Annotated in this window: 11 protein-coding genes; 7 read left to right on the top strand and 4 right to left on the bottom strand. The window is 67.9% G+C overall.

Annotated elements, in window-relative coordinates:
- Positions 1-12 precede the first annotated feature (12 nt).
- Complete coding sequence (gene rpoB / locus ACLHIH_RS13005) at positions 13-3519, bottom strand: DNA-directed RNA polymerase subunit beta (RefSeq protein ID WP_411317245.1); 3507 nt, start codon at positions 3517-3519, stop codon at positions 13-15.
- A gap of 250 nt (positions 3520-3769) precedes the next feature.
- On the opposite strand from rpoB, the gene ACLHIH_RS13000 reads away from it, so the two are divergent.
- The 4 genes from ACLHIH_RS13000 to ACLHIH_RS12985 all read left to right on the top strand — a co-directional run bounded on the left by ACLHIH_RS13000 (position 3770) and on the right by ACLHIH_RS12985 (position 7008).
- Entirely contained in the window at positions 3770-4633 is an 864-nt protein-coding gene (locus tag ACLHIH_RS13000) for a spermidine synthase (protein WP_411317244.1), read from the top strand.
- Between the two features lie 105 nt (positions 4634-4738).
- Positions 4739-5929: a PQQ-dependent sugar dehydrogenase gene (locus ACLHIH_RS12995; protein ID WP_411317243.1), complete on the top strand. Its 1191-nt coding sequence runs from the start codon at positions 4739-4741 to the stop codon at positions 5927-5929.
- A 30-nt stretch (positions 5930-5959) separates the two neighbouring features.
- The gene (locus ACLHIH_RS12990; RefSeq protein WP_411317242.1) at positions 5960-6463 is read left to right on the top strand and encodes a hypothetical protein; all 504 of its coding nucleotides are present in this window, start codon (positions 5960-5962) and stop codon (positions 6461-6463) included.
- 62 nt (positions 6464-6525) lie between these two features.
- Positions 6526-7008, top strand: a complete 483-nt coding sequence (locus ACLHIH_RS12985; protein ID WP_411317241.1) for a SprT-like domain-containing protein — start codon at positions 6526-6528, stop codon at positions 7006-7008.
- 3 nt (positions 7009-7011) lie between these two features.
- Here ACLHIH_RS12985 and ACLHIH_RS12980 read toward each other — a convergent pair whose 3' ends face one another.
- Complete coding sequence (locus ACLHIH_RS12980; RefSeq protein ID WP_411317240.1) at positions 7012-7314, bottom strand: DUF427 domain-containing protein; 303 nt, start codon at positions 7312-7314, stop codon at positions 7012-7014.
- Positions 7315-7571: 257 nt separating this feature from the next.
- Complete coding sequence (locus ACLHIH_RS12975) at positions 7572-8186, bottom strand: 2-phosphosulfolactate phosphatase (protein ID WP_411317239.1); 615 nt, start codon at positions 8184-8186, stop codon at positions 7572-7574.
- A gap of 86 nt (positions 8187-8272) precedes the next feature.
- Between ACLHIH_RS12975 and ACLHIH_RS12970 the strand changes: the two genes are divergently transcribed.
- The 3 genes from ACLHIH_RS12970 to ACLHIH_RS12960 all read left to right on the top strand — a co-directional run bounded on the left by ACLHIH_RS12970 (position 8273) and on the right by ACLHIH_RS12960 (position 11316).
- The gene (locus ACLHIH_RS12970) at positions 8273-8743 is read left to right on the top strand and encodes a hypothetical protein (protein ID WP_411317238.1); all 471 of its coding nucleotides are present in this window, start codon (positions 8273-8275) and stop codon (positions 8741-8743) included.
- A gap of 28 nt (positions 8744-8771) precedes the next feature.
- Positions 8772-9413 carry a DUF1684 domain-containing protein gene (locus tag ACLHIH_RS12965; RefSeq protein WP_411317237.1) on the top strand — a complete coding sequence of 214 codons (642 nt, stop codon included), beginning with the start codon at positions 8772-8774 and terminating at the stop codon, positions 9411-9413.
- 265 nt (positions 9414-9678) lie between these two features.
- Positions 9679-11316 (top strand): DEAD/DEAH box helicase, encoded by a 1638-nt coding sequence (locus ACLHIH_RS12960; RefSeq protein WP_411317236.1) that lies wholly within the window; start codon positions 9679-9681, stop codon positions 11314-11316.
- Positions 11317-11430: 114 nt separating this feature from the next.
- Here the strand turns inward: ACLHIH_RS12960 and ACLHIH_RS12955 are convergent, their stop codons facing one another.
- Positions 11431-11970, bottom strand: coding sequence for a DUF4916 domain-containing protein (locus tag ACLHIH_RS12955; protein WP_411317235.1), 540 nt, complete (start codon positions 11968-11970; stop codon positions 11431-11433).
- Positions 11971-12047 lie beyond the last annotated feature (77 nt).

Below are 12047 nucleotides of genomic sequence, written 5' to 3'. Positions count from 1 at the left end.
TTACCGGCTGGCTCAGATGTCGTCGATGGACGAGTTCTCGAACCGCGTGGAGATGTTGATTCCGAGCTCCTCGGCGGCACGGAAGACCTCGTCGTCCGTGTCGCGCAAGCTCACCGCGGTGCCGTCGGCCGAAAGGACTTCGACGTTGAGGCACAGCGACTGCATCTCCTTGATGAGCACCTTGAAGCTCTCGGGGATGCCGGGCTCCTGGATGTTCTCGCCCTTGACGATCGCCTCGTAGACCTTGACGCGACCGAGGATGTCGTCGGACTTGATCGTGAGCAACTCCTGCAGGGCGTAAGCGGCGCCGTAGGCCTCGAGAGCCCAGACCTCCATCTCACCGAAGCGCTGTCCACCGAACTGCGCCTTACCACCGAGGGGCTGCTGCGTGATCATCGAGTACGGACCCGTCGAACGCGCGTGGATCTTGTCGTCGACGAGGTGGTGGAGCTTCAGGATGTACATGTAGCCCACCGAGACCGGCTCGGGGAACGGCTCACCGGAACGGCCGTCGAAGAGACGGGTCTTTCCGGTCGAGTCGATGAGTCGGTCACCGTCGCGAGTCGGGGTCGTCGAGTCGAGCAGACCCGCGATCTCCTCCTCGAGCGCACCGTCGAACACGGGGGTCGCGACCTTTGTGCCGGGAGCGGCGGAGTGCGCCTGCTCCGGCAGACGGCCGGCCCACTTCGGGCTTCCCTCGACGTTCCAGCCCTGCTTCGCGACCCAACCGAGGTGGGTCTCGAGCACCTGACCGAAGTTCATCCGACCGGGGATACCGAGCGGGTTCAGAACGACGTCGACCGGCGTTCCGTCGGCGAGGAACGGCATGTCCTCGACCGGCAGGATCTTCGAGATGACGCCCTTGTTGCCGTGACGACCTGCGAGCTTGTCGCCCTCGGTGATCTTGCGCTTCTGGGCGATGTACACGACCACGCGCTGGTTGACACCCGAGCCGAGCTCGTCGTCGTTGTCGGCGTTGAACTCCTTGACGGCGATGATCGTGCCCTGCTCACCGTGGGGGACCTTGAGCGAGGTGTCGCGCACTTCGCGGCTCTTCTCGTTGAAGATGGCGCGCAGCAAGCGCTCCTCGGCACTCAGCTCGGTCTCGCCCTTCGGCGTGACCTTGCCGACGAGGATGTCGCCGGGGCGCACCTCGGCTCCGATGCGGATGATGCCGCGGTCGTCGAGGTCGGCGAGCAACTCGGGGCTGACGTTGGGGAGGTCACGCGTGATCTCCTCCTTGCCGAGCTTCGTGTCGCGGGCATCCACCTCGTACTCCTCGATGTGGATCGACGAGAGCACGTCGTCTTTCACGAGGTTCTGGCTCAGGATGATCGCGTCTTCGAAGTTGTGACCCTCCCACGGCATGAACGCCACGAGGAGGTTCTTTCCGAGCGCGAGCTCGCCGTTCTCCGTCGCGGGACCGTCGGCGAGGACCTCGCCGGCTTCGACGCGGTCGCCCGCGCTCACGATCACGCGGTGGTTGTAGCTCGTGCCCTGGTTGGAGCGGTCGAACTTGCGGAGGTAGTAGTCCTTCGTTCCGCCCTCGTCCTGCTGCACGGTGACGACGTCGGCCGAGACCTCGGAGACGACACCGGCCTTGAGGTTGGTGAGCACGTCTCCGGCGTCGATGGCCGCGTAGCCCTCCATACCGGTTCCGACGAGCGGGCTCTCGCTGCGGAGCAGCGGAACAGCCTGACGCTGCATGTTGGCACCCATGAGGGCGCGGTTCGCGTCGTCGTGCTCGAGGAAGGGGATGAGGCTCGTCGCGACCGACACCATCTGGCGAGGCGAGACATCCATGTATCCCACGTCTTCGACGGGGATGAGGTCGACCTCGCCACCCTTCTTGCGGGCGAGAACGCGAGCCTCGGTGAACGAACCATCCGCCTTGAGCGTGGCGTTGGCCTGGGCGACGATGAAGTCGTCCTCTTCGCTCGCGGTGAGGTAGTCGATGGTCTCCGACACGACGCCGTTGGCGACACGACGGTAGGGGGTCTCGATGAACCCGAACGCGTTGATGCGAGCGAACGATGCGAGCGACCCGATCAGACCGATGTTCGGGCCTTCCGGGGTCTCGATCGGGCACATGCGGCCGTAGTGCGAGGGGTGGACGTCTCGCACCTCGACGCCGGCGCGCTCACGGCTCAGACCACCGGGGCCGAGGGCCGAGAGTCGACGCTTGTGCGTCAGGCCCGCGAGAGGGTTGTTCTGGTCCATGAACTGGCTGAGCTGCGACGTTCCGAAGAACTCCTTGATCGCGGCGACGACGGGGCGCACGTTGATCAGGGTCTGCGGGGTGATCGCCTCGATGTCCTGAGTCGTCATGCGCTCGCGGACGACACGCTCCATGCGGCTGAGGCCGGTGCGCACCTGGTTCTGGATGAGCTCGCCCACGGCGCGGATGCGACGGTTGCCGAAGTGGTCGATGTCGTCGACGTCGAGGCGGATGTCGACGGCCTTGCCCTCGCGGACTCCGGCGATCGTCTTCTGCTCGTCGTGGAGCGACACGAGGTACTTGATCGTGCCGATGATGTCTTCGACGGTCAGGACCGAGTTCGACAGCGCGGACTCGATGCCGAGCTTGCGGTTGATCTTGTAGCGACCGACCTTCGCGAGGTCGTAGCGCTTCGAGTTGAAGTAGAAGTTGTCGAGGAGCGCGCGCGCAGCCTCGGCGGCGACCTGCTCTCCCGGGCGGAGCTTGCGGTAGATGTCTTTGAGCGCCTCATCCTTGGTCAGGATGTTGTCTTTCTCGAGGGTCAGCTCGATCGACGAGAAGCCCTTGAACTCCTCGAGGATCTCTTCGCTCGTGAGGCCGAGGGCCTTGAGGAACACCGTGACCGACTGCTTGCGCTTGCGGTCGATGCGAACGCCGACCTGGTCGCGCTTGTCGATCTCGAACTCGAGCCAGGCACCGCGGCTCGGGATGATGCGAGCGGAGTAGATGTCCTTGTCGGAGGTCTTCTCCTGGGCGCGGTCGAAGTAGACGCCGGGGCTACGCACGAGCTGCGAAACGACGACACGCTCGGTGCCGTTGATGATGAACGTTCCCTTTTCGGTCATGAGCGGGAAGTCGCCCATGAAGACCGTCTGGGTCTTGATCTCACCGGTGAGGTGGTTCATGAACTCGGCCTCGACGTAGAGGGGAGCGGAATAGGTCTTGCCGCGCTCCTTGCACTCGTCGATCGTGTACTTCTCGGGCTCGAGCTCGGGCTTCGCGAACGAGAGCTGCATGGTCTCGCCGAGGTCCTCGATCGGGGAGATCTCCTCGAAGATCTCCTCAAGCCCGCTGCGAGTCGCGAGGTCTTGACGACCTGCGGCCTGAGCGTCGGCCACGCGCTGCTTCCAGAGGTCGTTTCCGACCAGCCAATCGAAGCTCTCGGTCTGCAGTGCAAGCAGATCGGGAACCGTCAGGTTGTCAGTGATCTTCGCGAACGAGAGGCGTGACGCCGTCCGTCCGGTCTTGAGGGATCCTGATGTCGAATCGTTCGTCGTGGTTGCGTTTTGCGCAGCAGCCAAGGAAATAACCTCCGGTGGGCCTTGTGGCCAGTTACAGTCGGTGTGATGAGTGCTCCACAGACGAGGCTTGTGGGAGTGATTCCGAACAAACACGAGCCGACCGCAATATGAAGGCGTGGATAGTCTGGGAGCGCAAAGAACAAGCATAGGTCTAAACGACTCGCCTTGTCCACCTGTTCCTTGACCAGATTCTGAGAATCGGCTATAAGGTGCCGCAACCGCCTCGTGGAGCACGCTCTACAGTCGGGATGTGGAACAAAACCCCTCGACCAAACTCGCTCTCAGCGGGCACCACGCGGAGATCACCCCCGACCGCTACGTTCCCGGGAGCTTCACCCTCACCGTCGACGGAACCCCGCAATCGCACGTGGATGTCGGCGACCCCACGCACCTCTTCTTCGAGTACGTGAGGCGCATCGGTCACGTCATCGACGAACTGCGCATGCCGGGCGAGCCCATCACCGCCGTGCACCTCGGCGCCGGCGCGTTCACCCTCCCCCGCTACGTCGAGGCGACGAGGCCGGGGTCGAGGCAGCAGGTCGTCGAGATCGAGAGCGACCTCGTCGACCTCGTGCGCTCCGCCCTCCCCCTCCCGAAGTCGGCGTCGATCCGCGTGCGTCACGGCGACGCCCGCGCCGTGGTCGAGAAACTCCCGCCAGGACTGCGGGACACCGTCGACCTCGTGGTCGTCGACGTCTTCTCCGGGGCACGCACGCCCGCTCACGTGACGAGCCTCGAGTTCTATCGCGAGGTCGCGACGCTCCTGGCCCCGACGGGGGTCGTGGCCATCAACGTCGCCGACGGTCCGGGGCTCGCGTTCGTACGCGGGCAGGCCGCGACCCTGCAGACGGCGCTCGGCCACGTAGCGGCGCTCGCCGACGCCCAGGTGCTCAAGGGGCGACGGTTCGGCAACGTCGTGTTCGTGGCATCCGCCACCGAGCTCCCCCTCGACTGGATGCCGCGACTGCTCGCCGGCGGACCACACCCCTCGAAGGTCTTGAGCGGAACCGAACTCACCGAGTGGATCGCGGGAGCCCCCGTCGTGACCGACGCGACGGCGATCCCCTCGCCGCCGCCGTCGAAGAACATCTTCCAGACCAAACGCGGGTCGTAGCCCGGCGGCGCACCTCCGAATCGACCGGCAATGCCCCGATCGGCACCGGGTCTCGCGTGCCGCTCTTCGAGACTGGAGACTCGACGATCGCCCTGGAGGCACAGCATGCGCCGAGCACTCACCCCGACGACCGCCCTCGGCGGCGCGGCCCTCGCCCTCACCCTCGCGGTGAGCGGGTGCGCATCGCCGGCCGCAGAGCAGCCCACCCCCCTGCCGCCCGCGCCGTCTCCGAGCGAAACCACCGATGCGCCGGCCGCGGGGCCCGTCGAGCCGGTCGGCGAACCGAGCGTCGTCGCGACGGGTCTCGAGGCCCCGTGGTCCATCGCCCCGCTCGCCGACGGGTCGGCGCTCGTGAGCGAACGCGACACCGCGATGATCACGAGCGTTTCGAGCGACGGCGAGGTGGCCGACGTCGGGGTGATCGACGGCGTCACCCCCGGAGGCGAGGGCGGGCTGCTCGGCATCGCGGTTCTCGAGGGCGAGAGGGAGAGCGACGGCGGCGACGACAGCGACGCCACCTGGCTCTACGCCTACTTCACGGCGAGCGCCGACAACCGCATCGTCCGGATGCCCCTCGACGCGGGGGCCGGGGGCGTGACCCTCGGCGCACCCGAGACCGTGCTCGAGGGCATCCCGAAAGCCAACACCCACAACGGCGGTCGCATCGCCTTCGGACCGGACGGACATCTCTATGCGACCGTCGGCGACGCCAACGTCACCGATGCGGCGCAAGACGTCTCGTCGCTGAGCGGCAAGATCCTGCGGATGACACCCGACGGTGCGACACCCGACGACAACCCGTTCGACGATTCGCTCGTCTACTCCCTCGGCCACCGCAACCCGCAGGGCATCGCGTGGGACGACGACGGCCGCCTGTGGGCATCGGAGTTCGGGCAGAACACGTGGGACGAGGTCAACCTCATCGAGCCCGGCGAGAACTACGGATGGCCCGTGGTCGAGGGCATCGGCGACGACCCCGCCTACGTCGACCCCGAATACCAGTGGTCGACCGACGAGGCGAGCCCGAGCGGGCTCGCGCACATCGGCGGCACCCTCTTCATGGCGGCGCTGCGGGGCGAGCGAGTGTGGGCTCTCTACCCCGACGCCGAGGAAGAGGTCGGAGACGGGGGCACCGTTCCGTATTTCCAGGGACAGTTCGGCCGCATCCGCGACGTGGCGGAGGGTCCGGACGGGTCGCTCTGGGTGCTCACCAACAACACCGACGGCCGGGGTGAGCCCCGAGACGGCGACGACCAGATCATCCGCGTTCAACTCGCACCGCTTGTCGCGGACTGAGCGACGAGCGCCCGGGTTACTCTCGTACAAATGATCAGCGACAGCTTTCACGACACCCCCGACGAGACCGCGGCCCGAGCGCGGCTCGACGAGCTGGGCACGGCGCGCAGCACCGCCGCCGTGGCCGAGCGGGCGGAACTCCTGCGTGTGCTGGGTCGACTCGACGACGCTCTCGCGATGGCCGAGGAGAGCTACCGGCTCGCGTTCTTCACGGGCGACCGCGAGCAGCTGACCGAGGCCAGACTGCGGCGAGCACGCGTGTTCCAAGATCAGGGCGCGCTCGAGCGTGCGCTCACCGAAGTGAAGGCGTGCCGCCAGACCGCGCACACCGAGAGCTGGGGCGAGCTCGAGGCATCCGCTCTCTATCAACTCGCGAGTGTTCTCGTCGACCTCGGAAAACTCGACGAGGCGCGCGAAGCCGTGTCGGAGCTCATCCGCTTGCGCGTGGCTCAGGGGGCACCCCCCGAACAACTCGAGGCGCTCGACGGGGCCCTCGAGCTCATCATGCGCCGCATGCTCATCGAGCCGGCGTGATGCTGCCGGCCACCACCGTGTCTTCGGTCAGCACTGTCGGGCGTCTCGGCTAGGTTCGACCCGTGGCTGAACTCGAACGCGTGCGGCACTGGGCCAACGCCCTCATCGCCCTGCACCTCGACGCGTCGTGGTCGTTCTCGTTCGACACCGCGAAGACGCGAGCCGGGCTCTGCAACTACACCCACAAGCGCATCTCGGTGTCGCGCTACCTCGCGGCTCGGTACGACGACGACGAGATCCACCAAGTGCTTCTGCACGAGGTGGCACACGCGATCGCCGGATCGAAGGCGGGTCACGGCGCGACCTGGAAGCGCATCGCCGCCGACCTCGGCTACGAGGGCAAACGTTTGCACGACGGCGCCATCGCCGACGAGTTCGCCCCGTGGGTGGGCACGTGTTCGAACGGTCACACGCACTACCGCTATCGCAAACCCGCTCGCGCCCTCGCGTGCGGTCGGTGCGCCAAACGGTTCGACCCGACCCACCTCATCACCTGGTCGGAGCGCTCGGTCGCCCGAGCGCCCCAACGCCGCGCCGCGGGATAGCCGCTACTCGGTGACCTTCACCTCTTTCCAGAAGGCCACGTAGTTGCTGTAGTCCTTGCCGACGCGGTCGAACGACGTCGGGTAGGGGGTTGGGTAGCTCCACGCGCGGTCGGGGAGCGAGGTGTCGCCGGCCTTCACCGTGAAGTACTGCGTCTCACCCTTCCACGGGCACGTGTATGGGGTGGGCGACTTCTCGAGCAGCTCCTGGTTGACGCTCGACGGCGGGAAGTACCAGTTGCCCTCTATCGAGATGAGGTCGTCTTTCGGGGCCTCGGCGATGACGATTCCGTCGACTGTTGCCTTCATGGTCTCTCCTCGTTACCGGCACGCTCGAGGCGTGTCTCCTGGATGGGTGTGTGAGGTTCGAAACGCTAGGCTCGCGAGCTGAATTCCCGACGGGAATCGCCTCGTGCGGCAACTCATCGGCAGCGTCCGCTGCCCGAACTCGCATCCGCCGCGCACATCTGCCGGGCGGATGCCGAAACGGTCGGCGGATGCCGCGGCGAGCTCGGCGCGGCGCGGGCTCGGGGTCGGGCTCGAGCTCGGGGTCGGGGCAGTGCCGCTCAGGCCGACGGGGCGTGCGCGACATCCGCCTCGGTCACCGAGTCGATCGCGATGGCCGCGTCGACGTCGGAGCGGCGACCTGCCGCGGTGCGCTCCCGGCCGCTCGCGCTCGCGCCGACGAGATGACCTGTCGCGTTGCGCAGCCCCGTGAAGGCCGCGGATGCCGCCGCGGCTTCCGGCGAGCAGTAGTCGATGCCGAGGTCGGCGAGAGCGTCGATCACGGCGCCCGCAGCCAAGAGGTCTTCGACGGCGAAGCGCACCGCACCGGTCGGCCATTCCTCCCCCGCGGCGACGACCGCGACGGCGAACCTGTCTCCCTTGTCTGCCTGCTGCGCGAGTACCCACGCGGCAACCGCGCTCTTGTTCGTGAGCCCCGCGGTGATTACGGGCGCGCCTCGTCCGTCGCGCGAGGCTCGGTCGAGATCGTCACGGAGGGCTGCGGATGAGGGCGACTCGAGCACGTCGACGAGCACGACGACATCCGCCCCCGTGCCGATCGCGGCGGCACCGTCACGCCCCCAGTCGAAGCGCACCTGGTACTGCTGCTGGGATGCGGAAGCCGTCGCGACGGTGGACGCTGGGGCAGGGGCAGGAGCTGGAGCGGTTTCAGGCACCGATCCACGCTAGCCGCGCGCCCGGCGCCGCGCCGTGACATGACACTGCGTGACGCTCTCGCAGCCGCACCGGCCACACTGAACTCATGCGCATCCTCCTCAAACTCGTTCTCGACTGCGATGTCGACGCCGCGTGGACCGCGGTGCGGTCACCCGCGGTGTTCCAGCAGGTGTCGGCCCCGATCATGAGGTTCACCTCCCTCGAGCCGGGCGGCTACCCCGAGTCGTGGCCGGAGGGAGAGCATCCGGTCGCAGCGAAGGCATTCGGCCTCGTGCCCGTGGGCGAGCAGGTGATCCGCATCGGCATCCCGCCCGAGCGGGCCGGCGCCCGACTGGTCGTCGACACGGGCTACGGCGTGAGCGGCATCTTCACGACCGTGACCGCGTGGCACCACACCATGGCCGTCTCTCCGCTCGCCGACGGCCGCACGCTCTACCGCGACGAGCTGCGCTTCGAGGCGGGTCGGGTGACCGCTCTGCTGTGGCCCGTCTACTGGGTGTTCTGGCAGTGGCGCGCGCTGCGCATCTCCCAGCTCGCGCGCATCTGGCAGGCATAGCCGTGCGCTGCGGGGTTAGCCTCGAACGATGACCGCACTCGAGCTCGCCGACTGGCGTCGCAGCGTCTTCGCCCTCTACGCCGACATCCGCCGGGCGACCGACCTGCAGGCGGCTCACGATCAGTGGAGGCGCGAGCGCGACAGGCTCTTCGCCGAGCACCCGTCGAGCCCGTTGCTGCCGGAGGATCTGCTCGAGTTCACCGGCCTCCCGGTGAAACCGTACGACCCCGATTGGCGCTTCGAGGTGGAGGTCGAACCAGCCGAGATCGACCCCGAGACGGGCGGCGCACGCCGCATCGAGGTCGAGACGGGCACCGACGGCACCGTGCCGTTCGAACTCGTCGGGGTAGCGCACGTGCCCTCGGTCGGGAGCCTGGATGTCTGGCGCCTCGCGAGCTACGGGGGCGGACTCTTCCTGCCCGTGAAAGACGCACTCGCGGGAACCCCCGGCGGCACCTACGGCGGCGGCCGCTACCTCCTCGACACCGTCAAGGGCGCCGACCTCGGGCCGGGAGGCACCCCCGAGTCGCTCGTGCTCGACTTCAACTTCGCCTACAACCCGTCGTGCGCCTACGACCCGGCCTGGGCGTGCCCGCTCGCGCAGCCCGGCAACACGGTCGACGTCGAGATCCCCGTGGGCGAGCGCTACAGCGGTATCAGCGGGCACTGAGGGGCCACTGGCGGGCGACCAGCCGGCCGCGAACATCCGCGAGTGCTAGACTGAGATCACTCGCGTGTTCATCACGAACACCGTGCGTCGTGGAACGCTTCCTCTTCTCGCCGCTCAGCATCACTCGCTGACAACGGTTCGTAGACACTTTCTTGCGGCGAACGATTGTGGCCATCGCCACCTTCGCCATCACACCATCGACGGTTCGACAGTCGTGCTTCTGCGCGCCGACACCCGGTATGGATCTGCCCGAAAGGCAAACATCTTGACCGAAACATCCTTCGGCGCGCTCGGCGTGCCGGCTCCCCTCGTCGCCGCGCTCACCGCAGCGGGCATCGACGCCCCCTTCCCCATCCAGCAGGACACCCTGCCGGACACCCTGTCCGGTCGCGACGTCCTCGGCCGTGGAAAAACGGGCTCGGGCAAGACCCTCGCCTTCTCGATCCCGATGATCGCGCGCCTCGGCGGCAAACTCGCCGGCGGCAACCGCCGCGCGGGTCGGCCCCTCGGACTCGTGCTCGCCCCCACGCGCGAGCTCGCCACCCAGATCACGACCGCGATGGAGCCGCTCGCGGCCTCGTACGGCCTCAAGCTCACGACGATCTTCGGCGGCGTCTCACAGCAGCGCCAGGTCGCCGCGCTCAAGGCCGGCGTCGATATCGTCGTGGCCTGCCCCGGCCGACTCGAAGACCTCATGAAGCAGGGCTTCGTGTCGCTCGACGCCGTCGAGATCACGGTTCTCGACGAGGCCGACCACATGGCCGACCTCGGATTCCTCCCCGTCGTCACGCGCATCATGGACAAGACCCCGCAGAGCGGGCAGCGGATGCTGTTCTCCGCAACGCTGGACAACGGCGTCGACAAGCTCGTGCGCAAGTACCTCCACAACCAGGTGCTGCACTCGGTCGACGAGGCCACATCGCACGTCTCGGCGATGACCCACCACGTGTTCGAGGTCGAGTCGGTCGAAGCCAAGCGCCTGCTCATCGAGAAGCTCGCGTCGGGCACCGGTCGCCGCATCCTCTTCATGCGCACCAAACACCACGCCAAGAAGCTCGCGAAGCAGCTGACGGATGCCGGCATCCCCGCCGTCGACCTGCACGGCAACCTGTCGCAGCCGCAGCGCGATCGCAACCTCGCCGCGTTCTCCGACGGCACCTCGCGCGTTCTCGTCGCGACCGACGTCGCCGCCCGTGGCGTGCACGTCGACGACATTGAACTCGTGATCCACGTCGACCCGCCCGCCGAGCACAAGGCATATCTGCACCGCTCGGGTCGCACCGCTCGCGCGGGCAAGGAGGGCGAGGTCGTGACCCTCGTTCTGCCGACGCAGCGCAAAGACACGGCAGCGCTCTTGCGCAAGGCGGCCATCACGGTCACGCCTCAGCAGGTCACCGCGGACTCCGCGGCGGTCAGCGCCCTCGTGGGCGACGTCGCGGCCTACGTCACGCCCGCTCCTCGCGCCGCGGCGCCCGCACGCGGACAGTCGCAGGGCGGACGCTCGCAAGGTGCCAACGCGCAGCGCAAGCGCGCCAACCGCGACGGCGCTCCCGCCGGTGGTGGCCGCTCGGGCGGTCGTTCCGGTGGTGGCCGTTCCGGAGCCTCGGGCTCCGGCGCGGGTCGCCCCGAGCGTGCTGCGGCAGGTGGCTCGCGCCCGTATTACAGCAGCGGCGATGCACCGGCTTCGGGCCGTTCATCCGCCCCTCGCTCGAGCGACCGGTCGAATGACCGAAGCAACGACCGAACCAACGACCGCCCTGCGAGCTCGGATGCTGCACCCGCGCGCCGCTCGGGCGGACCCCGCCGCGCCGGAGCCCCCGGCGGTTCGGGCAAGCTCATGGTCGGCTCGGTCGTGCGCTCCAACGGTGGCGGACAGCGCCGCGGTGGCGGCGGCGGTCGCTGACCTCGAGCACTCGCTGCACCAGAACCAGCAGCAACCAGAACTAGCACCAACCAGAACGGCCCCGGCGCGTTGCGTCGGGGCCGTTCTGTGGTTGCGGATAGCGAGCGTGCGCCGCTAGCCGAGCGCTCCGACCGACGCGAGGCCAGCGCGCACGAGGGCTCCGCGACCGCCCTCCATCTCGGCGGCGATGGCGTCGGATGCGGCATCCGCGGGGCTCATCCAGGTGAGCTCGAGGGCGTCTTGACGCGGGTCGCACGACCCCGTCACGGGCACGACGTAGGCGAGTGACACCGCGTGCTGACGGTCGTCGCGGTACTGCGCGCCCGGGAACGGAAAGTATTCGGCGACCGAGAACGGCACGGCGCTCGCGGGCAGAAGCGGAAACGCCATCGGCCCGAGGTCCTTCTCGAGGTGGCGGAAGAGCGCGTCGCGGAGGGTCTCGCCGTACATCACGCGCCCCGACACGAGGCTGCGCGACATCGCGCCCGCAGCGTTCGCTCGCAAGAGCATGCCGACCTCGGTGATGCGCCCGAGACCGTCGACCCTCACGGGCATCGCCTCGACGTAGAGGATCGGGAGGCGGCGGCGGGTCTCGGCGAGCTCATCGTCGGAGAGCCAGCCAGAGTTCGGGTCGGGGGTGCCTACGGAGCTCATGCTCCATTCTTACCCGACTCCGCCGGTGTGAGCGCCACGGCCCCACCGCAGGCGGATGTCAGGGGTCTGCATGATGA

This window comes from Marisediminicola sp. LYQ134, from assembly GCF_046599635.1.
GTDB lineage: Bacteria > Actinomycetota > Actinomycetes > Actinomycetales > Microbacteriaceae > Marisediminicola.
This window is presented reverse-complemented; position numbering and strand designations above follow the sequence as displayed.